The organism is Flavobacterium sp. CFS9, from assembly GCF_041154745.1.
GTDB lineage: Bacteria > Bacteroidota > Bacteroidia > Flavobacteriales > Flavobacteriaceae > Flavobacterium.
In genome coordinates this window covers 1,085,775-1,109,088 of record NZ_AP031573.1, presented here as the reverse complement: position 1 = coordinate 1,109,088, position 23,314 = coordinate 1,085,775, and the positions used below count along the sequence as shown (strand labels likewise).

Annotated in this window: 23 protein-coding genes; all 23 read left to right on the top strand. The window is 30.9% G+C overall.

The genetic code is table 11. The features are described 5' to 3' along the window. Window position 1: 1 nt before the first annotated feature. Window positions 2–1,246 carry a glycosyltransferase family 4 protein gene (locus ACAM30_RS04830; RefSeq protein ID WP_369617480.1) on the top strand — a complete coding sequence of 415 codons (1,245 nt, stop codon included), beginning with the start codon at window positions 2–4 and terminating at the stop codon, window positions 1,244–1,246. Further along, window positions 1,243–2,319, top strand: coding sequence for a DegT/DnrJ/EryC1/StrS family aminotransferase (locus ACAM30_RS04825; RefSeq protein ID WP_369617479.1), 1,077 nt, complete (start codon window positions 1,243–1,245; stop codon window positions 2,317–2,319). The genes ACAM30_RS04830 and ACAM30_RS04825 overlap by 4 nt, the downstream gene beginning before the upstream one ends. After that, window positions 2,313–2,960: an acetyltransferase gene (locus tag ACAM30_RS04820; protein ID WP_369617478.1), complete on the top strand. Its 648-nt coding sequence runs from the start codon at window positions 2,313–2,315 to the stop codon at window positions 2,958–2,960. The genes ACAM30_RS04825 and ACAM30_RS04820 overlap by 7 nt, the downstream gene beginning before the upstream one ends. 32 nt (window positions 2,961–2,992) lie before the next feature. Then, window positions 2,993–3,892: a glycosyltransferase gene (locus ACAM30_RS04815; RefSeq protein WP_369617477.1), complete on the top strand. Its 900-nt coding sequence runs from the start codon at window positions 2,993–2,995 to the stop codon at window positions 3,890–3,892. After that, window positions 3,879–4,928 (top strand): acyltransferase family protein, encoded by a 1,050-nt coding sequence (locus tag ACAM30_RS04810; RefSeq protein WP_369617476.1) that lies wholly within the window; start codon window positions 3,879–3,881, stop codon window positions 4,926–4,928. Before ACAM30_RS04815 ends, ACAM30_RS04810 begins: the two co-directional genes overlap by 14 nt. After that, window positions 4,922–5,821, top strand: a complete 900-nt coding sequence (locus ACAM30_RS04805; RefSeq protein WP_369617475.1) for a glycosyltransferase family A protein — start codon at window positions 4,922–4,924, stop codon at window positions 5,819–5,821. The genes ACAM30_RS04810 and ACAM30_RS04805 overlap by 7 nt, the downstream gene beginning before the upstream one ends. A 38-nt stretch (window positions 5,822–5,859) precedes the next feature. Continuing rightward, window positions 5,860–7,005 carry a glycosyltransferase family 4 protein gene (locus ACAM30_RS04800; protein ID WP_369617474.1) on the top strand — a complete coding sequence of 382 codons (1,146 nt, stop codon included), beginning with the start codon at window positions 5,860–5,862 and terminating at the stop codon, window positions 7,003–7,005. Continuing rightward, window positions 6,998–7,942, top strand: coding sequence for a glycosyltransferase family 2 protein (locus tag ACAM30_RS04795; RefSeq protein ID WP_369617473.1), 945 nt, complete (start codon window positions 6,998–7,000; stop codon window positions 7,940–7,942). Before ACAM30_RS04800 ends, ACAM30_RS04795 begins: the two co-directional genes overlap by 8 nt. Beyond that, window positions 7,932–8,948, top strand: coding sequence for a glycosyltransferase family A protein (locus ACAM30_RS04790; RefSeq protein ID WP_369617472.1), 1,017 nt, complete (start codon window positions 7,932–7,934; stop codon window positions 8,946–8,948). Before ACAM30_RS04795 ends, ACAM30_RS04790 begins: the two co-directional genes overlap by 11 nt. Before the next feature lie 4 nt (window positions 8,949–8,952). Then, entirely contained in the window at window positions 8,953–9,858 is a 906-nt protein-coding gene (locus tag ACAM30_RS04785; RefSeq protein WP_369617471.1) for a glycosyltransferase family 2 protein, read from the top strand. A gap of 34 nt (window positions 9,859–9,892) precedes the next feature. Further along, entirely contained in the window at window positions 9,893–10,561 is a 669-nt protein-coding gene (locus ACAM30_RS04780) for an acylneuraminate cytidylyltransferase family protein (RefSeq protein ID WP_369617470.1), read from the top strand. 15 nt (window positions 10,562–10,576) lie between these two features. After that, complete coding sequence (neuB, locus tag ACAM30_RS04775) at window positions 10,577–11,623, top strand: N-acetylneuraminate synthase (protein WP_369617469.1); 1,047 nt, start codon at window positions 10,577–10,579, stop codon at window positions 11,621–11,623. Between the two features lie 39 nt (window positions 11,624–11,662). Next, entirely contained in the window at window positions 11,663–12,772 is a 1,110-nt protein-coding gene (locus tag ACAM30_RS04770) for an acyltransferase family protein (protein WP_369617468.1), read from the top strand. Window positions 12,773–12,782: 10 nt separating this feature from the next. Then, window positions 12,783–13,910, top strand: a complete 1,128-nt coding sequence (neuC, locus tag ACAM30_RS04765; RefSeq protein WP_369617467.1) for a UDP-N-acetylglucosamine 2-epimerase — start codon at window positions 12,783–12,785, stop codon at window positions 13,908–13,910. Next, the gene (locus tag ACAM30_RS04760; RefSeq protein WP_369617466.1) at window positions 13,910–14,851 is read left to right on the top strand and encodes a polysaccharide deacetylase family protein; all 942 of its coding nucleotides are present in this window, start codon (window positions 13,910–13,912) and stop codon (window positions 14,849–14,851) included. Before neuC ends, ACAM30_RS04760 begins: the two co-directional genes overlap by 1 nt. Continuing rightward, a complete protein-coding gene (locus ACAM30_RS04755) occupies window positions 14,845–15,639 on the top strand; it encodes a hypothetical protein (RefSeq protein ID WP_369617465.1) in 795 nt (264 codons plus the stop codon). Before ACAM30_RS04760 ends, ACAM30_RS04755 begins: the two co-directional genes overlap by 7 nt. A 66-nt stretch (window positions 15,640–15,705) precedes the next feature. Next, window positions 15,706–16,614, top strand: a complete 909-nt coding sequence (locus ACAM30_RS04750; protein WP_369617464.1) for a polysaccharide deacetylase family protein — start codon at window positions 15,706–15,708, stop codon at window positions 16,612–16,614. Beyond that, window positions 16,611–17,447, top strand: coding sequence for an N-acetyltransferase family protein (locus ACAM30_RS04745; RefSeq protein WP_369617463.1), 837 nt, complete (start codon window positions 16,611–16,613; stop codon window positions 17,445–17,447). The genes ACAM30_RS04750 and ACAM30_RS04745 overlap by 4 nt, the downstream gene beginning before the upstream one ends. Window positions 17,448–17,453: 6 nt before the next feature. Further along, window positions 17,454–18,842 carry a hypothetical protein gene (locus tag ACAM30_RS04740; RefSeq protein ID WP_369617462.1) on the top strand — a complete coding sequence of 463 codons (1,389 nt, stop codon included), beginning with the start codon at window positions 17,454–17,456 and terminating at the stop codon, window positions 18,840–18,842. Then, window positions 18,839–19,900, top strand: coding sequence for an acyltransferase family protein (locus ACAM30_RS04735; RefSeq protein WP_369617461.1), 1,062 nt, complete (start codon window positions 18,839–18,841; stop codon window positions 19,898–19,900). The genes ACAM30_RS04740 and ACAM30_RS04735 overlap by 4 nt, the downstream gene beginning before the upstream one ends. Then, window positions 19,893–20,981 (top strand): glycosyltransferase family 4 protein, encoded by a 1,089-nt coding sequence (locus tag ACAM30_RS04730; protein WP_369617460.1) that lies wholly within the window; start codon window positions 19,893–19,895, stop codon window positions 20,979–20,981. Before ACAM30_RS04735 ends, ACAM30_RS04730 begins: the two co-directional genes overlap by 8 nt. Before the next feature lie 18 nt (window positions 20,982–20,999). Beyond that, entirely contained in the window at window positions 21,000–22,433 is a 1,434-nt protein-coding gene (locus tag ACAM30_RS04725) for an MBOAT family protein (protein WP_369617459.1), read from the top strand. Further along, on the top strand, window positions 22,433–23,314 hold the full coding sequence (locus ACAM30_RS04720) for a hypothetical protein (protein WP_369617458.1): 882 nt from the start codon (window positions 22,433–22,435) through the stop codon (window positions 23,312–23,314). Before ACAM30_RS04725 ends, ACAM30_RS04720 begins: the two co-directional genes overlap by 1 nt.

The window sequence follows — 23,314 nt, the reverse complement described above, 5'->3', positions numbered from 1 at the left end:
TATGAATGTTTTTAGAGTTATCAGACGTAAATTAGGAAATAATTTACCTGTAATTAAATACCTTTATCATCAAGGTTTTTTTTTCCCTTACAAGGGTTTGATAAAAAATGATGTCTTAATTTTTGATGATATTTTTCCCCATCCTGCTTCTGGTTTTAGACTTGAAGAATTTAGACATGTATTTGAAAACTTTGAAAAATCAAAAGTTATAGTTGAACCTACAGCTTATCGTATTGTAGGTACTCCGGTTGAAAATCATCAAAATCATATAAATGAGTTTGAAGAGCAGTATAAATCATTAAAGAATAAAATAAAGCTCAGAAAAGGATTTGTTAATATAAATAGTAAACTGTTCTACTGTGTTTTTATTAATAACATTTTCAGGAACTTAAGCTGGTTGGAAAAACATAAAATACCTTTTGTTTTTACTTTATATCCTGGTGGCGGATTTCAGTTAAATGAAATTCCAAGTGATGATAAATTAAAAAAAGTTTTTCTCTCACCAATGTTTCGTAAGGTTATTGTAACACAAAAAATTACTCATGCTTATTTATTAGATAAAAAACTGTGTGATCCTGAAAAAATAGAATTTATTTTTGGCGGAGTTGTTCCGCAAGTATCTTTAAAAAAAGATTTGAAGGAGAAAAAAAACTATTTAGACAACAAAACAACTTTTGATATTTGCTTTTGTGCTGCTAAATATATGTCAAAGGGCGAAGATAAAGGATACGATGTTTTCATAGAATTTGCCATGGAAATTGCTAATAAATATGATTTTATAAAATTTCATGTGGTTGGCGGTTTTACAGAGGAGGACATTGATATAGCACCAATTAAGGATAAAATCAGTTTTTATGGATATCAAAATTTTGAATCTTTAGGAGCAATATATAAAAATATGGATATCTTAATTTCTCCAAATAAAGCCTTTATTTTAGGAAAAGGAGCATTTGATGGCTTTCCTTTGGGGACAGTTGTAGAAGCAGCTTTAAATGGCGTAGTTGTATTGATTACAGATGAATTAAAACAAAATAATGCTTTTGTTCCAGATATAGACCTTATTTTAATAGAAAGTAAAAAAGAATCAATTATAAAGCAGGTAATAAAATTAATAGAGAATCCGGAAAGATTATATGCAATTTCGAACAATGGCAGGTCTAAATTTGAAAACGTATATTCAAATGAAATTCAGATGTCGCCTAGAATTGCATTACTTCAAAACGAAATTGCAAGAAATATAAAATGATAAATGTAACAAAAACTTTTCTTCCTCCTTTAGAAGAATACAACAAGCAGGTACAGCGTGCCTGGGATAACGAATGGTTAACTAATAGAGGAGAACTTGTTTTAGAATTGGAAGAAAAGTTAAAGAGCTATTTAAAGGTTTCTAATATTATTTTAACAAATAACGGAACAATACCACTACAAATTGCATTGAAACTATTAGGAGAAAATGGAGAAATTATTACAACTCCATTTAGTTATGTAGCCACTACTGCTGCAATTGTTTGGGAAAATTGTACCCCTGTTTTTGTAGATATTCATCCAGAGTATTTATCAATTGATGAAACTAAGATAGAAGCAGCTATCACATCAAAAACAACTGCAATATTGGCAACGCATGTTTTTGGGAATCCATGTAATGTAAATGCAATTGAAATTATTGCAAAAAAACATAATCTGAAAGTAATTTATGACGCTGCACATTCCTTTGCGGTGACTTATAATGGGCAATCTATATTTGATTTTGGAGATATTAATACTTGTAGTTTTCATGCAACCAAATTATTTCATACAGGAGAAGGAGGAGCCATGTTTGCTAACGATCTAAATTTAAGTAACAAATTATTTCATAGTCATAATTTTGGACATAACGGGCCATTGTCATTTCATGGGTTAGGAATAAATGGTAAGATGTCTGAATTGCAGGCTGCACTAGGACTGGCCGTTTTACCTTATATGGAGGAAATAATGTCAGAAAGAAAAAAAGTAGTTAATTATTACAATTCGAAATTGGATTTGTCCAGAATCCAAACTTTAAAAATAAGAGAGAATACCACTTGGAATTATAGTTATTACCCCTTAATTTTTGAGAGTGAAGAGCTATTATTAAAAGTTCAAAAAGAGTTAAATGAAAATGAAATTTTTAGTAGACGTTATTTTTATCCTTCTTTAAATACTATTGAATATACAGGAGGGGAGTCAATGCCAATATCCGAAAGCATTGCCTCCAGAATTATGTGTTTACCATTATACGTTGGTTTAAAGGAACAAGATTTATTTAAAATAATTTCGATAATAAATAATATAGTATGCTAATTGTAGGTGCAAAAGGTTTTGCTAAGGAAGTTTTAGAAGTAGTTTATCAATTAGACCAACTTGAAGATTTGGTTTTCTATGACGATGTAAATGTTGACATAAAAGGTACTTTGTATAATAAATTTACCATTCTAAAAAATACAGAAGAAGTATCGTCTTATTTTAAAACAATCGATAATAGATTTACAATAGGAATAGGTGGTCCTGTTTTAAGAAAAAAAATGTATGATAAATTTACCGCTTTGGGAGGCATTTTTACCTCAACTATAAGTCCTTTATCCAACATAGGTAATTTTGGAAATGAAATCGAAATTGGTTGTAATATCATGACAGGTACAGTTATAACCTCTGATGTTACTATAAAAAAAGGATCTTTAGTGAATTTGAACTGTACAATTGGTCATGATTCGATATTAGGAGAATTTGTAGAACTTTCTCCAGGAGTAAGTATTTCCGGAAATTGTATCATTGGTGCGTATTCTCTTTTGGGAACAAATTCTACAGTCTTACCAAAAGTTACAATTGGTAAAAATGTTATTGTTGGAGCCGGAGCGGTAGTTACCAAAGATGTTCCGGATAATTCAATGGTAGTAGGAATACCCGGAAAGATCATAAAAGAACTAGAATCATTAGATTTTTAAGAATGGGTAATAGTCCAAAAGTTAGTGTTTGCATGATTACATATGGTCATGAGAATTATATTCTTCAGGCCATAGAAGGAGTTTTGATGCAAAAATGTGATTTTGAAATTGAACTAATTATTGCTAATGATTGTTCACCTGATAAAACGGACATCATCATTAAAGAATTTATAGACAATCATCCTAAAAAGTCATGTGTTAAGTATTTTAATCATGAAAATAATTTGGGTATGATGCCTAATTTTATTTTCGCTATTAAGCATTGCTCCGGACAATACACTGCATTATGTGAAGGAGATGACTATTGGACAGATCCGTTAAAGCTTCAAAAGCAAATAAACTTTTTAGAAACAAATTTAGATTATGTTCTATGTTTTCATGAAGTTAATATTCTTAAACCGAACGGTGAAATTACAGAAGATTTTATTACAAAATTGCCTGAGAATTATGAAACCCTTGAAACCTTAGCGAAACTGGGAAATTATATACACACACCATCCGTTGTTTTTAGAAATGTCATTCATGAATTTCCTTTTGAATTTCAATGTACTCCAATTGGAGATTATTTTTTATACTTAATGCTGGCAGAACATGGTAAGTTGAAAATTTTAGATGAAAAAATGGCCATTTACAGATATGGAGTTGGTGTTTTTTCAAGTACTTCACAGCTTCAGATTGTAAAGAATAATCATACATTGTTTACCTGTTTGTTATCTTATTTGAAAGATGAACAAATAAAAAAAATAATTTTCGGAAGACAAAAAGATGATTTAAATCGTATTGAAACTTTGATCAAAAGCGAATATGATCATGTTTTTGTTTCCAGAAATCTTTTTTTTAAAACTATAAATTCGTTGATGAAAGATTATAAAAAGCCAAAAAAAATAATTAAAAAAGTAAAAGCTAAAATCTTTAGGAATGCGGAAAAATAATTTTGATTTTCTAAGATTCAGTTTTGCATTATTTGTGGTAATTTCTCATTCTTACCCGCTTTCAGGAAGCGATCTTAGTAATCAATGGCTTTTGAAAATAACCAATAATCAAATTGAATTATCAAGTTTAGGATTAAACGGTTTTTTTATTTTAAGCGGTTATTTAATATTTCAAAGTCTGGAGAGAAGTAAAAATATAGTTGAGTACTATTGGAAAAGAATATTAAGATTGTTTCCCGGACTATTTGTAGTTCTCGCTTTAACTATATTGTTGGCGCCATTTGTATATAAAAGTTCAATATCATATCTTGATAATAGAGAAGTATGGACCTACATTCCTAGAAATCTTTCCCTGTTTAAATTACAATATAATATCGCTGAAATATTTAAAGACAACCCGTATCATTTTGCTATAAACGGTTCTCTATGGACAATTTGCTATGAATTTTCTTTCTATGTTTTACTTTCCATTCTGTTTATAATAATTAGTAAAAGACGATTAGTTTCATTCCTTCTATTATTTTTCTTTTTAATGATGTTTACGGGATACAACTTTTTCGGTATTCAGTTAAGTCAGATAAGTAAATTTGGAATTTCAGCATATCACTTTATTAACTTAGGAACCTTTTTCGTTGGAGGCAGTTTGTTAGCGTCTTTAAATATCGAAAACTTTAAGCATAAAAATTTTCTTTTAATAATAGTTTCCATTTTTCTTGTAATAACCTTATACTTTAATTTGTATAATTTCTGTAAGCATATCTTGCTTACAAGCATAATTTTAATAATAGGGTTGAATCCTTTAAAATATATAAGTTCTTTTGGAAAAATGGGAGATCCGTCTTATGGAATTTATATTTATGGCTTTCCAATTCAGCAGACATTGATGCATTTTTTTAATTTGAATTTATCGGGATTATTGACCCGATCTGTTTTAATTTCAATAATTTTTGGATATTTATCTTGGCATTTGATTGAAAAGAGAGCTTTGTTCTTTAAAAAAATATTTGCAAAAACTAATTTTGATAATAAATGCTAGCGATTGTAATACCATATTATAAATTGATTTTTTTTGAAGAAACTTTACAATCACTATCGGCGCAAACAGATAAAAGATTCAGAGTATACATAGGGAACGATGCCAGTCCCGAAGATCCCTTTTTGCTTTTGGAGGAGTACAAGGATAAAATGGATTTCGTTTACCAGATATTTGAGGAAAATTTAGGAGGAATATCACTTGCGAAACATTGGGAACGTTGTATTGCCCTTGTTGAAGATGAAGACTGGATAATGATTCTGGGTGATGACGATATTTTGGAGAAAAATGTTGTAGCGTCCTGGTATGAGCATTACAATGTTTTTCATACAAAATCAAATTTGGTAAGATTTGCTTCAAAATCATTAAACATGAATTTGAATGGGAGCATAAGTAATTCATTTACGAATCCGGAATGGGAAAAAGCATCCGATTCTTATTTTAGAAGATTTAAAGGATTGACAAGGAGTTCTTTATCTGAATATACATTTTCAAAAACAATTTTTCAGAAATATGGTTTTTTTGATTTTCCTCTAGCCTGGCATAGTGATGATGCGGCTTGGTTATTTTTTTCGGATGATAAACCTATTTACTCTATAAATGAGAGTAATTTATTAATCCGATATTCCAGTTCGTCCATATCCGGAAAACAGAATAATCAAAAGTTAAAAGATCTTGCAAGCGAAAATTTTTATAAACAATGTATTATTGAAAAAATTGAATTGTTTAGTAAGCCGCAACAGTTGGATTTGATATCAGAATATGAAATTTCAATCAAAAAGAACAGGAAACTGAGATGGAATGAATGGCATTATTTACTTCTTTTTTATCTTTCAGCAATGCAGATCAATGCTTTTATGAAGTGTTTAAGAAGATTTTGTTTAAGTTTTAGATAGTTAGTGGATTTAATGAGTAAGTTAAAACTATAGATCAAGTGAAAATACTTTTTGTATCGATGCCGTCTATTCACGTTCTCCGTTGGATTGAAAACTTAAAAGATAAAGGTCATGAACTTTATTGGTTTGATGTTTTAGATCGGGGACCGCTAGAGAATTTAGATTATGTTCGTCAATTCGTAGATTGGAAAAAAAGAAAATATCCCTATATAAAAGGAGAATATTTTTTGAGAAAAAAGATGCCTTCGGCGTATGATAAAATAATTCCTTATTTAGAAGTTTCTGCCAATGAAGGTTTGGAGAAAATTATACAGGAAATTAAGCCCGATATCGTTCATAGTTTTGAATTGCATTACTGCTCTTATCCCATACTGAAAACAATGAATAAAAATCCGGGTATTAAATGGATTTATTCTTGTTGGGGAAGTGATATTTTTAGACATCAGGTTCTTAAAAATGACATTCAGAAAATTGAATCTGTTTTAAGCAGAGTTGATTTTTTAATAACAGATTGTGAAAGAGATTATCAATTAGCAAAAAAATACAATTTTAATGGAGTTTTTCCGGGAGCTCTTCCCGGAGGTGGCGGATATAATATAAAAGATATTCAGACAAGTTTTCAGGATAATGAATCCAGAAAATTAATCCTGATAAAAGGTAATCATAATGAAACAGGAAGAGCCCTCTATACCTTAAAAGCTATAAAAAAAATAATTGATCTGTTAGATGATTTTCATATTGCTGTTTTTTCAGCAGGAGAAAAAGTCAGAGAATTTATTAAATCAGATTCAGAACTGGAGGGAAAAATTAAAATAATAGAAAGAATAAACCAGTCGGAGCTTCATCATTATTTTGGAAAAGCATTTCTTTATATTGGGAATAATTTTTCAGACGGCATGCCAAATTCATTATTAGAAGCTCTGTTACTTGGGGCAATCCCTTTACAATCCAATCCGGGTAATGCCACAAAAGAACTTATAGGAGAAAAATATTTTGGAGAAATAATTAATGATCCCGAAGACTCAGATGAAATAGCTGAAAAAATAGTAAATCTTATCCATAATAAAGATAATAATGTTCAATTTGCCAAAAGTAATCATCTCAAAGCCATTGAAGATTATAACTATGAAAAAATAAGAGATTCAATAAATAATCTATATAGTACAGTAGCCTTATATGAATAAACCTTTAGTTTCTATTATTATTCCTGCTTACAATCGGGCACATTTGATTGGTGAGACGCTCGATAGCCTGATTGGACAAACTTATTCTAATTGGGAATGTATTATAGTTGATGATAATTCGTCTGATAAAACAGAAGAAACGGTAAAACTTTATCAGGAAAAGGATAGTAGATTCAAACTGGTACTAAAATCAAACGAAGATAAAAAAGGAGCAAGCGTTTCCAGAAATATTGGATTGAAAATAGCAAATGGTGATTATATTCAGTTTTTGGATTCAGATGACATACTGGCTGTAAATAAACTCGAAGAACAAATTCATCTATTGTCAAATGAAGATGAATTTGTTATTTCAACATGCAAATGGGGAAGATTTGATCATATTGGCGAACCGTTTAAATTGAATGAAAATAATCCTGATTATAGAGGTTTTGATTCTGCAAAAGAATATTTTGATTTGATAGGCCTGTATGGAGGTTTTTTTCCATCGCACAGTTTTTTAATGAATAAAAAATTAATAACGTTATCAGATTATTGGAATGAAAGCTTAACGATGAACGATGATGGAGAGTTTTTTTTTAGAGTATTATTGAATTGCAGTAAAATAGTTTTTGCCGGTAACACCTATGTATTATATCGAAATAATGTGTCCGGTGAGAATTTAAGTTTGTTGCAAACCACCGAAAAAGCTCATAGTTTGGTGAATAGCTGGAAAATAATAGAATCACTGTATTACACAACATATGGCGATTCAGATTCTGCTTTTATAAATAAAAAAAAACAAGGGATATATTTTGGGATAAAAAGAGAATTTCCCAAAGTCATTGCAGAGAATAAAGTGTTTTTTAAGCAACAGATTAAAAATGATACGTTTTCTCTAAAATTAGCAAAACTAAAAAAAAGGATTTTTCATAAACTGAAAATTATATTTGAAAAATAAGATGCGGGTAGGATTTAATCCATTTAAAGATGAACCACAAAAAGATTCTGAGTTTATTCATCAGATCATAATTCCTGTTTACATACCTAATCAGGAAGGTTATTTTAAAGATAGTTTTGCAATTTTAAAACTTTGTCTGGAATCTTTATGGTCCACAGTTCACAAAAAAACATTCATTACTATTGTTAATAATGGAAGTGATATAATTGTAAAAGAATATTTAGATTTTCTTTTAAAGCAAAATAAAATACAAGAATTAATTCATACTGATAACATAGGAAAACTTAATGCTATACTTAAAGGTTTAGCGGGGAATAATATAGAATTGGTTACAATTTCAGATTCAGATGTATTGTTTTTACCCAACTGGCAATCTGAAACAATAAAAGTTTTTACAAATATCCCTAATGCGGGAGTGGTAGGCATTGTACCACAGTTTAAAATGTATGAACAAAATTGCGGAAATGTTATTTGGGATAATTTATTCAGTAAAAAATTAAGATTTATTCCTGTAAAAAACAAAGAAGCTTTAATACGGTTTTATGACAGTCTTGGTTGGGATCGAAATTACAATCAGGATTATCTGGAATATAATTTAGGTTTGGAGATTAGTTCAGATTTAAAAGTACTGATTGGTTCGGGACATTTTGTAGCAACTTATAAAAAAGATATTTTTGATGAAATCGTAAGTTATATAGGCTTTAAGATGGGAGGAACCAGTGAGGGCTATTTAGATAAATCGCCTCTTAAAAAGAATTATTGGAGACTAACAACTCAGGATAATTATGCCTGTCACTTAGGAAACACTTTAGAAGACTGGATGTCGGTTCTGCAAGTTTCTCCTATTGAAACAGTCCAATACGGATTTCATAAAAACATAAAATTAAACCCGGTTTTATATTTTATAAAAAACAGAGTATTTGTAAAATTTATTTCAGTCAAATGGATGAAAAAGATATTCTTGCGATATAAAAAGTTACCACAATCAATGATCAGAAATTATTAAGTAAATGTACATTCAAAAGAAGTTTTCTATTCTCATTACAACCAAAAACCGAAAAGAGGATCTGAATTCTACCTTGCGCAAAATTCAGCATTTACTGGATAGAGAAGATGTATCTTGTATTATTTGTGACGACGGTTCAACAGATGGAACGTACTCATTTATTGAAAAAAATTACCCGGAAATTCATTTAATTCGGAACAATAAAAGCGAAGGACTGATCTATAGTCGGAACAGAATGATGGATTTAGTGACAACTGATTTTGCCATTTCGATTGATGATGATCTGCATTTTATTACCACGAATCCTTTAGAAATTATAGAGAAAGCTTTTGACGAAAATCCTGATGCTGCACTGTTTAGTTTTAGAATTTACTGGAATTTAGAAGAACCAAAAATAACAGGCTGTAATGACGTTTTACATCAAACCAAAAGTTTTGCCGGTGGTGCTAATGTCTGGCGAATGTCCGTCTGGCGAGATATACCTGATTACCCGGCCTGGTTTGTTTTTTATGGTGAAGAAGATTTTGCTTCTTTTCAATTGTTTAAAAGACAATGGAAGATTTATTATTTACCGGAGGTGCTAGTAAATCACAGAGTAGATTTAAAATCCAGAAAAAATAATGCCGATTATAGTTTACGCCTGCGACGGTCATTACGTTCCGGCTGGTATTTGTATTTTTTGTTTTATCCTCTTAAGGTCATTCCAAGAAAAATAACATATTCTGTTTGGATGCAGCTTAAATTAAGAGTTTTCAAGGGAGATTTTAAAGCTCTGAAAGCATTGTTTTTGGCAACAATAGATTTAATTTTGGCATTTCCTAAAATAATCAGGAATAGTAATAGATTATCCGTGCGAGAATATAAAATTTATCAGGAACTGGAAGATACCAAGTTGTATTGGAAACCATAAAATAATACTGTCACAATTCTTTTAAACATTTACAATGAAAACGATCGTTATTATTCCGGCACGTGGAGGATCTAAAAGATTGCCTCAAAAAAATATAAAGCTGCTTGGAGGAATTCCTTTGTTAGCACACAGTATTATGTATGCTAAAAACAATAGCGCTATCATTGATGAAATTTATGTTTCGACTGATGATGAAAGTATAAAAGAAGTTGCTTTGGAATACGGAGCAAAGGTAATAGACAGACCCGCAGATATTTCGGGAGATCATGAGGCAACAGCTTCGGCATTAAAGCATGTTTTACAGAATATTGATCATGAAGTAGGGAATGTGGTACTGCTTCAGCCTACAAACCCTGTTCGTCCGGAAAGTTTACTAAAAGAAGCATTTGAAATTTATCAAAAGGAAGCTTGTGATAGTTTATTTACGGTTTCAAGAAATTATAAAAAGTTCGGAAAAATAACAAATCAAAAGTTTATTCCGTACAATTACAAAATTGGTCAGAGAAGTCAGGATATTGAACCGCTTTATTTTGAAAACGGATTATTATATATTACCAGAAGTACTTTAATTCTGGAGAATATAGTGATTTCAGAAAATGCATTTCCTTTTAAAATAGATCATATTTTTGCCAATGTTGATATTGATACACAGGAAGATTTTGATTACGCCACATTTTTATACCATAAACATATAAACCCCTAATTAACAAACTACTTTATGAGACCCTATATAGAGATTGAAGGACGAAGAATTGGACAAGATTTTCCACCTTTAGTTATTGCCGAAATTGGAATTAATCACGAAGGTTCTTTGCAAGTTGCAAAAGAAATGGTCGATGCAGCAAAACGTGCCGGTGCTGAGGTAGTAAAACATCAGACCCATATTGTTGAGGATGAAATGAGCGGAGCCGCTAAAAAAGTAATTCCTGGTAATGCAGATGTTTCTATTTATGAAATTATGGAACGCTGCTCTTTGAATGAAGCTGATGAGCTGGAGCTTAAAAATTATGTTGAAAGCCAGGGCATGATTTTTATTTCAACACCATTTTCACGTGCAGCAGCAGAAAGATTAAAAAAGTTTGATATCCCTGCTTATAAAATTGGTTCCGGAGAATGTAATAATTATCCGCTGCTAGAACATATAGCTTCTTTCGGAAAACCGGTAATTTTGAGTACAGGAATGAATACAATTGAAAGTATTACAAAAGCAGTAGCTATTTTTGATAAACATAATATTCCTGTCGCTCTTTTGCACACCACAAATTTATATCCAACCCCCATTCATTTAGTACGTTTTGGTGCCATGACAGAATTGCATCAGGCATTTCCGGAGAAAGTATTTGGTTTGAGTGATCATACTTTAAACAATAATGCCTGTCTGGGAGCTGTAGCTTTGGGTGCCAGTATTCTGGAAAGACATTTCACGGATCATATGCAAAGAACAGGCCCGGATATTGTTTGTAGTATGGATGAAAAAGCTTGTCGGGAATTAATTATTTCGAGCGCAGAAATCGCATTAATGCGCGGCGGTACAAAAAAACCGGCACAAGAAGAACAAGTGACAATAGATTTTGCATTTGCTACTGTTTGTGCAATTGCTCCAATCAAAAAAGGCGACAAATTATCTAAAGAAAATATTTGGGTAAAAAGACCGGGAACCGGTAAAATACTGGCAGAACATTTTAACGATCTGATAGGAAAAACGGCCTTAAGAGATATTGAAAATGATGAACAATTAAATTGGGAGGATATAAACGAACTTTAAAAACATAATCCATTTACTTTTTAACTCCAATTTATAACTTTGAAGCAAAATATTAGATTAAGAGAACTTGATTTTTTAAGAGGTATCGCGATTATTTTGGTCTTAATGCGTCATCAAAATATAACAGACTGGACTACAAAAATGGGCTGGATAGGTGTTGACTTATTTTTTGTTTTAAGTGGATTTCTTGTTTCGGGACTGTTATTCAAAGAATATTTAAAGTTCGGAAATATAAAACCGGGACTGTTTTTAATACGAAGAGGATTTAAAATTTATCCTATATACTATTTGACCTATTTTTTGTACTTAACCCCAAAAATTATAAAGCATCAGTTCGAGTGGAAAGGTGTCTTTTCAGATGTATTCTTTATTCAGAATTATGTTTATGCCTGGGGTTATGCTTATGTACCAAGTTGGTCTTTAGCAGTCGAAGAACATTTTTATTTTGGTTTTGCCTTATTATTATGGATAGTTGTTAAATATGCCTGGATTAATTTAAAACCGAATCAGACAAGTAAAATAAATAAGTTTGAGTTACTAATCTTTCTTATGATGTCTTTTTCTTTAGTTTTAAGAATTATAAGTAATGTCTATTTTCCTGAGAACGGAGATAAAAATTTTACAATGTCACATTTAAGAATGGATTCACTATTTGCAGGAGTTTTTGTTTCATACCTGTATTATTTTAAAAATGAGGAGCTAACACGTTTTTTTGAGCCAAATAAAATACTATTAATTTTGATTTCATTTTTAGCTCTTAGTTTTACGCCGTTTATAGACTTTGAAGAATCATTTTTCGTAAGAACATTTGGGTATTCACTTCTGTACTTAGCATTTAGCATCATACTGGTGTATTTTCTAGTAAGCGCAGAGATAAACAAGAAACTTGATAGTCTGTTCTCCAATAGAATAGTAAATATTATTAGCAAGATTGGATTTTCTTCCTATAGTATTTATATTATACATGGTTTCATAAATTTTTTCTTTGCCTTAGTAAATAATTTTGTTTTAAATAAATTCTTTAATCAGATTTCTATATTTTTTATTACCTGTACCATAAGTGTTTTATGCGGAATTTTTATGACACTTAATATAGAAAAGTACTTTTTAAATTATAGGGATAAATATTTTCCCAGTCGAATAAACTGATCACCATTAAATGAAAAAAATCCTATTTCTTACAGGAACCCGTGCTGATTTTGGAAAGATAAAATCATTAATTTCAATTTTGGAGCAACAATCTCAATTTGAAGTTTTTGTATTCGTAACCGGAATGCACTTGCAGGAACAATATGGTTATACGCTGATCGAAATTGAACGCTGCAATTTTAAGAATGTTTTTACTTTCGAAAACCATACCCACGAAACAACAATGGATTTGACTCTTGCAAAAACTATTGAAGGATTATCAGGTTATTGCAAAACCATTAATCCGGATATGATAGTTGTTCATGGAGACAGAGTAGAAACCTTAGCGGGTGGAATTGTTGGTTCATTAAACAACATTCTGGTAGCGCACATTGAAGGAGGTGAAGTTTCAGGGACTGTAGATGAATTAATTCGTCATAGTGTTAGTAAACTAAGTCATATTCATTTCGTTTCAAATAAACAGTCGGCGAGAAGATTGATGCAGATGGGAGAGATTAAAGAATCTGTTTTTACAATTGGTTCTCCGGATCTTGATATTATGTTTTCTGACCAGTTACCGGATTTAGTTACGGTAAAAGAATATTATAAGATTGATTTCGAAAATTATGCAATCGTAATGTTTCATCCTGTAACTACAGAAATCAAAGAAATGCAAAAATATGCCCAAAATTTTGTGTCCTCTTTATTACAGGACGACCATAATTATGTTGTCATTTTTCCGAACAACGATCTGGGAAGTCAGTTTATTATTGAAGCTTATAAGAGTTTAAAAGAAAATCAGAGATTCAGAATTTTTCCGTCTTTGCGATTCGAGTATTTTTTAACCCTATTAAAAAATAGCCAATTTATTATTGGCAATAGCAGCGCTGGAATCAGAGAAGCTCCGTATTACGGAATTCCAATTATTAATATTGGAACCCGCCAGCAAAACAGAGCTGTTCATGCCGATATAATCAACACAGATTATTCTGAAGAAGGTATAATAGAATCACTAGCTGTTATTGATTCGCATAAAATTCAAAATATAGAGGATGATTTTGGAAAAGGAAATAGTAATGTATTGTTTCTTGAATGTCTTCAAAAAGAAGATATTTGGCTATTGAACCACCAAAAACAATTTAGAGATTTATCTAATTAATGAAAGCTAAACTTAAAAGTATATATTATAAGTTGAATAAACTCAAAAACCGATTGCTCTATGGTAAGCCGGTTTTAGTTGCCATGTATCACAGAACCAGTAATGAAGTTAGAAGTGAGTTACAGTATTTAACGGTTGATTTGGTTAGTTTTGAAAAGCAACTTCATTATTTTAAGGAAAATTATCAGATTCTTAGATTATCAGACGATTGGAGCTCATTAAAAAAAACAGGAATAGTCATTACATTCGATGATGGATACGCAGATAATTTAGCGAATGCTTTACCCCTATTGGAGAAGTATGAAATACCGGCTACAATTTTTGTAACGACATTAAATATAAATACTAAAAAAGAGTTTTGGTGGGATCGTTTTGTATTTGACTATAACTTCTGTGATCAGTTTTTCTATCTTCCTGATGTAAAAGAAAAAGCATCAAAAGAAACACATTCGTTTAGCGATTTAAACAAACTTATTGGCAAACTATCAAATGAAGAAAAGGAAATTTGGTTTTTAGATTTTGAAAGTTTAAATAAAATTCCTTTTCACGATACTGAAGATTTCAGATCATTAAGCTATGAAGAGCTTAAACGTTTGTCTGAGCATCCATTAATAGATATTAGTATACATACTCATAATCATTATCCTCTTGGTAATCTAAGTTATGAGGAACAGAAAAAAGAGTTAAGTTCTTCAATTGAAAAATTAGATAAATTGGTTACAAAATCAGTAAAGTATTTAGCATTACCTCATGGATCGTATAATGGTAGTACACTTAGAGTGATCGAAGAATCAGACTGTTTAGGAATTCTGTTAGCAAATAATGATTACTCCAATCATAAAAATAAATCAGGTAAAAAAATAAATCGGATTTTGATTCCTAATATTAAAGATAAAGAACTGGTACAATATATGAATAGATTTGACTTTAAAATATGGTAGATAACAGGTCTGAAATAGCCATACTTTCTACGGTTATAAATTTTGATTTATATTACAAAAGCTCCCCGTTTTTTCCGCAAGATGTTCAGAAATATGTGATAGATGGGAGAAATGGAATGCATGGTTTAAAAAGTATTTTTTATATGATGAAAATGCTGAAAAATAAAAACATTGAATGGCTTATCATGGCAGATGAAGATGTTCTATTTCAGGATTCAGAGATGGTTTTTGATATTATCAATACAATGAAGTCTCAGAATTATATGGTATGTGGTGTGCGGGATGGAGGTATGATTGCGCACAGAACATATAATCCATATGTGATTAATACTTTTTTTTCTATTTTAAATTTTAAAGAACTTGAGAAAATTTGGAATAAAGACGAGATTTTAAAAAGTGATTACAGCTTAGAAAATGAGTTTGATGATGATTTAACAAATCTAAAATGGAATTTTGATACCAAGAGTCTTTATGAACCTTATTACTGCTTTTATCTTTGGTTAAGACGAAAAAATAAAAAGTTTCTCTTTCTGGATACCGAAATGAACGAAGATCAAATTGCAAATTCAATTACTTATAATAATAAAGTACTTTTGCACCATACCTGGTTTGCCAGGGCATATGGTAAAAATGATGAACAAACTCAAAGAATAAATGTGCTATTTGACTTATTGAATTTGAAAGATCGCAGAACCTCCGAACCTGTAATATTTAAGGATAAAACATTTTTCATTATTCAGAAAATAAAAAAGACATACAGAAAAATAGTCATGAGACTTAAACGCTAGACAATGAAAAGCAGAGAAAAAATAATTGAAAACAGCTTCATTTTGAGGGTTTTATTTTAAGGCAACATGCTTACAGTTAGTAATTATCATTACATCAGATCGGATTTTAAGACTAAATATCCCAGTATATTCGGACTGACTCCAAACGAGTTTAGACAACAGTTAATATTGCTGAAAAACCAGGGTAATTTTGTTCGTTCCAATGATCTGGTTTCTGATTTAAATACAATATTAGAATCAGAGGACAACCATTTACTCATTACTTTTGACGACGGTTTAAAAGAGCAGTTCGATCTTGCCTTGCCTGTTTTAGATGAGCTTAACATTCCTGCGGTTTTCTTTGTAAATTCAATTAATTCTGAAGAAAAAAAAGTAACAACCGTACATAAAATTCATCTGTTAAGATCGATTATTTCGTCTTCGGAATTTTTAGATAAATTTATTGATGTGCCTTTTTCTCAGTCAGAAAAGCAAAATGCTCAAAGCATTTACAGGTATGATGATGAAAAAAGTGCAGTCTTAAAATACATCTTAAATTTTAAATTAGATTTCAAACAACAGGAACAAATTGTCAATAGGTTATTTGATTTTTATTTTGAAGAAGCTGCAATTTTTGAATCGCTCTATATGACAGAGCAGAATTTACAGGAATTGGCCAATAAGAGTTATTTGGGTAGCCATACACATAGTCATTATCCGTTAGGATTATTAGACGATGAAACCATAAAAAAAGAACTTGAAAAAACAAAAACATATTTAGATACCTTAACTCATTCCAATATAAAGATAGTTTCCTATCCGTATGGAACCCCTGAGGTTTGTACAAATCTGGTAGCAGATCTGGCTCAGGAAACCGGATACAAAATAGGTTTTACAACCAAAAGAGGTATTAATACTGCAGAAGAGAATCCTTTGTTACTAAACAGATTTGATTGTAACGATTTGGCAGGAGGAAAAAATTATAAAAAAATATGATCACCAGAGAAGCAACAACAGAAGATTGGGAAATTTTATGCTCATTTTTCAAAATAATTTACAGGGAAAATCATCCGCTACATCACAAAGAATTTTGGGAATGGCAGTTTGGAAATAAAGAGTATGGACGCTCTTTTATTTGCTTAAACGAAAAAGGTGAAGTGGTAGGACATGTTGGAGCCAATTTTGGAGGTGGACTGGCGTGGATCATTAATGTATATCTTAATGAAGAATGCAGAGGAAAGGGAGTGTTAGGAAAACTATATGGATTGGCCCGAAATTATTATCCTCTTGCGGCAACAGCAGCAAATGAAGCAGGCTTAGGATTGTATAAAAATATGCGCTGGATCAGATATTATGATTTAGTTCGCTATGTAAAAATAAACCCTGATCTCGTTGAAACCGGTTTTGAGGCAGTCTGCAGGAAAGTTGAGGTGAATGTAGATCACTTAATAAAAAAAGACACGCATTATTTTCAGCAACCTTCGATAAAAGGAATTGTTTTAGAAGATGGCTCCAGAGCGGTAAGTCAGGAAAATGTTGGCGGGCTAAGAATTACGGATATTGAAAATCTGGGGAAATTAGAAGCACAAGCCTGGCAATTAGGATATTTATGGATAGATTATATAACATCCTGGAATGACCTGAAAACAAAAGATCTGGAGAAAAACGGCTGGGCTTTAGATTACAAAAATACCGTGCCGTGGAGGTTAAATCCTGTTGAAGAAAAATATTTTTGCGATATAACATTTCTTTCAGAAAAGCCTTTGGATAATGAATTTATAGTACATAGATCTTACTCAGATCATGGCAGAATAGGAAGCTTAAAATAATAACTGATGAAGAATTTAGGAGTTGTCATAACTGATGGGGTTGGGTTTCGTAATTTTATATTGAGCGATTTTATTCAGGAAGCTAAAACCAATTTTAATGAGGTAATCATTTTTTCATGTTTACCCAAAACGGTTTATAAAGATTTTGATTTAAACTGTAAGATTATAGAATTAGAAGTTTTTGAAGAATCATTTTACACCTGGTTTTTTAGAAAAGCCAAAGAAGTTACCCATTTGCAGTTGCATGCAAAAGGCAATTTTGGTATTGCAGATAATTTAAACATTACCCAATCAAAAGCCAGAAATCCCAGAGGTTATGCCACGAGATTTATACATCAGTACTCCAAACTATTTCATTCTGAAAACTGGATACTTCGATACAACAAATGGCAACAGCAAACCTTTAAATCTAATGCTATTACTAAACAATATTCGGAACTGTTAAAAGAAAATAACATTTCGTTATTGTTTTTTACACATCAGCGTCCACCATTTATAGCACCGCTTATATATGCTGCCGAAAAATTAAAAATTAAAACATCGGCTTTTATTTTTAGTTGGGATAACCTCGCATCAAAAGGAAGAATGGCCGGTAATTTTGATTTTTATCTTGTTTGGAGCGATTTGATGAAACAGGAATTATTAACTTTTTATCAATCGATCAAAGAAAATCAGATCGCTGTTGTCGGAACCCCGCAATTTGAGCCTTATATTTTGAATAAATATGGTTATGACAAAGAAACGTTTGAGAAAAGATTTAAAATAGACCATAATAAGCCAACTATATTTTTTACATGCAATGACGCCAGTAGTGAGAACGATCCTGTTTATTTAGAAATACTGGCAGAGTTTATTACACAACAAAAACTCGTGAAAGAGGTTAATCTTATTGTGAGAACATCTCCGGCAGAAGAACCTCTAAGATTTAAAAAATATATTGAAAAATATCCTTTCATAATATGGAATTTTCCGGATTGGAACATTAGCAGAGAAGGGCATCAGGAAGCATGGACGCAAAGAGTTCCATCTGTTGCGGATCTCAATGATTTAAAATCTTTATTACAGCATTGCGACTTGTCTGTAAATGTTTTGTCAACCATAACATTGGATGCTTTTATTTTTGATAAACCTGTGATAAATCCCGTTTTCGGGAGTGAAACAAACGGATGGTTTGATGATCAGAAGTTTTTAAAGTATGAACATTTATCCAAATTAGTAGATTCAGATTCGACTGATATTGTGAAAAATGATGAAGAATATCTGGAAGCTATCAACAAAATTTTGAGTCATATTGATTCTAAAAAAGAGGAGCGTGCAAAATTTATAACGCTTCAAATTGGAGGTGCCTTACAAGGGACGAGTCAAAGAATCTCTAAAATTTTAGGAAAAATATGATCAATAATAGGAGAAGCAGAATTTCTATTCTCGATGGTTTTAGGGGCATAGCAATTCTATCGGTTATTTTGTATCATTACTTTTATCGCTGGAATGACTCAAGATATCCTTATTTTGGTGGAAATTACTTTCATTATGGATTTAAAGGGGTTCCCTTTTTCTTCATGATAAGTGGATTTGTAATATGTTATTCACTAGAAGGTACAAAGGACTTTATCTCTTTTTGGAAAAAAAGGTTCATTCGCTTATTTCCTTCCGTATTAGTTGCTTCTGTATTTACATATTGTATTCTATTAATATTTGATTACTATAATACATTCCCCGATAATCATTTTAGAAATTTAATCATCAGTATTACTTTTATTCCCCCTAATGTTTATAATTTAATTTCTGGAACTCCGGAGCACTTTAGTTATATCAACTACGATTATTGGAGTTTATGGCCAGAAATTCAGTTCTATCTCTTTACCAGTATTATTTATTTTTCTAATAAAAGAGAATTTAAGAGAAATTTTATCATAGCATGTTTTGCATTCTTACTTTTACATTATGTATTACTTTTGTATGGCTTAGATCAAATTAAAATTGTAAGTAAGTTTTTTAATCTGTTTAATCTTATAAAGTATCTTGTTTTTTTTCTATGTGGAGCATTGTTTTATATGTTGTATAATAATAAAACATTTAAACTATACATACTTTTACTAATAGTAAGTTTTTTAATTATTAATCATGTTTTTGATTTGTTAGAACTTATTTCAGTAACAATTATGTTTTTATTATTTTTTTGTTTCATTTACTGTCCTAAATCCTTACGATTTTTAGAAAATAGATTTATTCTTAACATCGGATTGTCGTCTTATTTTCTTTATCTTATTCACGACTATATTGGAGTAGTGTGGATTAAGAACATCGTTGGTTATTTTTATCCGAACAGTTTTATCGCCCCAATCTTAATTATGATTGTAATGATTACTTTAAGTATTTTTTACACAAAAAAAGTAGAAGCTAAGATTAGTAAATATTTACATAAATGTTTAGTAAATAAGAATAATGATTAAGGTAGCTGTAATTTGTAATTATAAATTATTTCCGGAAAGAGTAGGAGGTATGGACTATTTTTTCTGGGATTTTGATACGAAATGTAAAGAAAATAACATTGAGGTCGATTGGTTTTTTCCTAATAGTTCCAATCATGGTAGTTACTCGAATCTAACTATATATAGTAGTAAAGAACTAAGGCTGGAAAGTAATTTTATTTCTTTTTGCAAAGAACATAAACCGGAGTATACACATATCATTACTCATTTTGTAGAATTGTGTACGTCTTTTTTTTATAATGTAAAGAAAGTTTCAAATGCTGAGGTCATTGCTGTAGATCATAATCCAAGACCTTTAAATGGATATTCATTAAAAAAGAAAATAAATAAAAGACTTAAAGGAATTCTGTTCTCAAGATATATTGACGTTTTTGTCGGAGTATCCAACTATACTGTAAAAGAAATTCTAAATGATTTCGGAACTCATTTAAAAGCAAAAACGATTACTATTTATAACGGAGTGATCATAGATTCAATTTTAACGAGAACCAACAGAGCGACTACTAGGCCAGTTTTTTTAGTTGCTTCCCACCTTAGGGAATCTAAAGGTATTCAGGATTTAATTGAAGCCGTATATCTTCTGCCTGCTGAGATAAAAAATCAGATTAAAATAACGGTATATGGTGAAGGGCCTTACGAGCAGCATCTGTCAGAAAAAGTAAAAGAATGCAAGGTAGAGGATTGTTTCATTTTTATGGGGAGTAAGCCTAATTTAAATGAAATTTTTTCGCAATATGATTATATGTTACAGCCCACTCATATGGAATGTTTCAGTTTGTCAATTCTGGAAAGTCTTGCAGCAAACGTTCCTGTAATTACGACTAATGTAGGAGGGAATACTGAAGCAATAACCTCAGGAGAAAATGGATATATTTTTGAGGCCAAAAACGTAAAAACACTGGCAGCAATTCTTGAAGATATTTATTCGGGGCAAAAAAAGATATCTGTTAATACAAGAGAATTAATTGCTAATTCCTTTTCTTTGCCGAAAATGGTTGAAAATCATTTTGCACTACTCAGACAAAATGAGTTAAAATTTTAAATCATCGTAAACGAAAATATGTTTTTTAATTCCTTAGCATTTGCTATTTTTTTACCAATCGTTTTCTTTCTGTATTGGTTTGTATGCAACAAAACAAAAAAAGCTCAAAATGCTTTATTAATTATCGCAAGCTACTATTTCTATTCTTGTTGGGATTGGAGATTTTTATTTTTACTCATTTTCTCGACTTTTTTAGATTATTATACCGGAATTCAAATCGAGAAAGGAAAATCAGAGCAAAGCCGAAAGTTTTGGTTTTGGCTCAGTATTTTAGTCAATTTAGGTTTTTTGGGAGTTTTTAAATACTATAATTTTTTTGCGGCATCTTTCTCAGAATTAGTAAATTCGGCAGGACTCAAAGCAAGCCCGATATTATTGAATGTCATTCTTCCTGTCGGAATTTCATTCTATACTTTTCACGGACTATCCTATGTTATTGATATTTATTATAAACGTATTAAGGCTGAATATAACTTTGTTGATTATTCATTGTTTGTGAGTTATTTCCCGTTACTGGTTGCCGGACCAATAGAAAGAGCGACTCATTTATTGCCTCAGGTAAAAATTAAGAGAGAATTTAATTTTCAAATCGCAAAAGAAGGTGTTTATCAAATCATTTGGGGACTAATCAAAAAAGTAGTTATCGCCGATACCTGTGCTACTTATGCCAATGCTGTTTTTGATAATTATTCTTCTATGAATTCATTGTCGCTTATTTTAGGGGCAGTATATTTCGCATTTCAAATTTACGGTGATTTTTCCGGATACTCCGATATTGCATTGGGAGTCTCAAAATTGTTTGGATTAGATTTACTTAGAAATTTCAACTATCCATATTTTTCAAGGGATATTGCAGAATTTTGGCGTCGCTGGCACATCTCTCTTTCTTCATGGTTTCGCGATTATTTGTATATTCCTTTAGGAGGAAGTAAAGGAGGTATTTGGATGAAAATCAGAAATACGTTTATCATTTTTATAGTAAGCGGATTTTGGCATGGAGCGAACTGGACTTACATCACCTGGGGATTTATAAATGCCATTTATTTTTTACCCTTACTGTTATCCAATAGTAACCGTAATAATATAGACGAGATTAAACTTACTTTTAATACAGATTCTGTAAAGGTGATATTTAATATTCTTTTTACATTTTTTATCACTTGTATAGCCTGGGTATTTTTTAGAGCTAAAACAATTACGGATGCTGTATCCTACTTAAAGCGAGTAATTTTTAATGGGGATTTTTATGCTCAATATCTCGATAACGAACGGTATAATTATGAGGTATTGCCTATGATAATATTATTTGTTTTAGTCGAATGGAATAACAGAACCAAAGAAGAACCTCTGTCAGGTAAAAGAAGTATGCTGAGAGTGATTTTGGCCCTAGGAGCTATACTGGCATTTGGGACTTATTCAGATTACAAAGAATTTATATATTTTCAATTTTAATGAAACGATTTTTAATTTATACAGCCAAAATCTTAATAGCCGTAATTTTGATTGCCGTAATACTGGATGGTTTGTATACCGCTATTTTTTTTCAATCTAAGAACAGAGGGAAGATAGAGTCTGTTTTTAATTCTGAAGTTCGTAAATATGACGTTGTAATTTTAGGTTCTTCGAGAGCCAACAATCATTTTGTTTCTCAGATGTTTGAAGAGAAAGGATTGAAAACATTTAACTACGGTATGAGCGGCGGACATCTGTTTGAAGCCTCATTGATGCTAAAATTAATGATCGAACGAAAATATGAAATCAAAAACGTAATCCTTGAAGCCGATTTGAATCTTTCTAATGATCAGGAATCAGATGGGGTTTCTGCAAAGTTTCTGCCTTATATTCATAATTCAAAACTTATAAAAGATCATTTCTCCGGTCAAAAGAATTTTAACGAACTGTATTACATACCTTTTTATAGATACATAAAGTTTGATTCAAAAATTGGTTTTAGAGAAATTTACAATATAGCAGGAGGTAAAGCAACAAATGCATTAGATAACTTAGGATATTATCCATTAGCAAAACATAAAAATGGGAATATGAAAAACAATATTGTTAACCTAAATCCTTTACCCAAAAATAAATACTACGAAGAAATCAAAAATATTTGTAAAGTCAATAATATAAAATTTATTGCGGTAATGACTCCAATGTGTGAGAATGTGGTGGGGATGAACTATTTTGATAAAGTTAAAAAAGCATATCCGGAAATCCATAATTATGAGAATGTGGTGGTAGAAAATAAATATTTTTCTTCTTGCGGACATATGACTGATGAGGGAGCAAGAATGTTTACAGCCCGAATTTTAAAAGACTTTTTCAATCGATAA

Coding starts and splice junctions, on each gene's coding strand:
- ACAM30_RS04830 (WP_369617480.1), top strand. CDS start 2: ATGAATGTTTTTAGAGTTATCAGACGTAAATTAGGAAATAATTTACCT.
- ACAM30_RS04825 (WP_369617479.1), top strand. CDS start 1,243: ATGATAAATGTAACAAAAACTTTTCTTCCTCCTTTAGAAGAATACAAC.
- ACAM30_RS04820 (WP_369617478.1), top strand. CDS start 2,313: ATGCTAATTGTAGGTGCAAAAGGTTTTGCTAAGGAAGTTTTAGAAGTA.
- ACAM30_RS04815 (WP_369617477.1), top strand. CDS start 2,993: ATGATTACATATGGTCATGAGAATTATATTCTTCAGGCCATAGAAGGA.
- ACAM30_RS04810 (WP_369617476.1), top strand. CDS start 3,879: ATGCGGAAAAATAATTTTGATTTTCTAAGATTCAGTTTTGCATTATTT.
- ACAM30_RS04805 (WP_369617475.1), top strand. CDS start 4,922: ATGCTAGCGATTGTAATACCATATTATAAATTGATTTTTTTTGAAGAA.
- ACAM30_RS04795 (WP_369617473.1), top strand. CDS start 6,998: ATGAATAAACCTTTAGTTTCTATTATTATTCCTGCTTACAATCGGGCA.
- ACAM30_RS04785 (WP_369617471.1), top strand. CDS start 8,953: ATGTACATTCAAAAGAAGTTTTCTATTCTCATTACAACCAAAAACCGA.
- ACAM30_RS04780 (WP_369617470.1), top strand. CDS start 9,893: ATGAAAACGATCGTTATTATTCCGGCACGTGGAGGATCTAAAAGATTG.
- neuB (WP_369617469.1), top strand. CDS start 10,577: ATGAGACCCTATATAGAGATTGAAGGACGAAGAATTGGACAAGATTTT.
- neuC (WP_369617467.1), top strand. CDS start 12,783: ATGAAAAAAATCCTATTTCTTACAGGAACCCGTGCTGATTTTGGAAAG.
- ACAM30_RS04760 (WP_369617466.1), top strand. CDS start 13,910: ATGAAAGCTAAACTTAAAAGTATATATTATAAGTTGAATAAACTCAAA.
- ACAM30_RS04755 (WP_369617465.1), top strand. CDS start 14,845: ATGGTAGATAACAGGTCTGAAATAGCCATACTTTCTACGGTTATAAAT.
- ACAM30_RS04750 (WP_369617464.1), top strand. CDS start 15,706: ATGCTTACAGTTAGTAATTATCATTACATCAGATCGGATTTTAAGACT.
- ACAM30_RS04745 (WP_369617463.1), top strand. CDS start 16,611: ATGATCACCAGAGAAGCAACAACAGAAGATTGGGAAATTTTATGCTCA.
- ACAM30_RS04740 (WP_369617462.1), top strand. CDS start 17,454: ATGAAGAATTTAGGAGTTGTCATAACTGATGGGGTTGGGTTTCGTAAT.
- ACAM30_RS04735 (WP_369617461.1), top strand. CDS start 18,839: ATGATCAATAATAGGAGAAGCAGAATTTCTATTCTCGATGGTTTTAGG.
- ACAM30_RS04730 (WP_369617460.1), top strand. CDS start 19,893: ATGATTAAGGTAGCTGTAATTTGTAATTATAAATTATTTCCGGAAAGA.
- ACAM30_RS04725 (WP_369617459.1), top strand. CDS start 21,000: ATGTTTTTTAATTCCTTAGCATTTGCTATTTTTTTACCAATCGTTTTC.
- ACAM30_RS04720 (WP_369617458.1), top strand. CDS start 22,433: ATGAAACGATTTTTAATTTATACAGCCAAAATCTTAATAGCCGTAATT.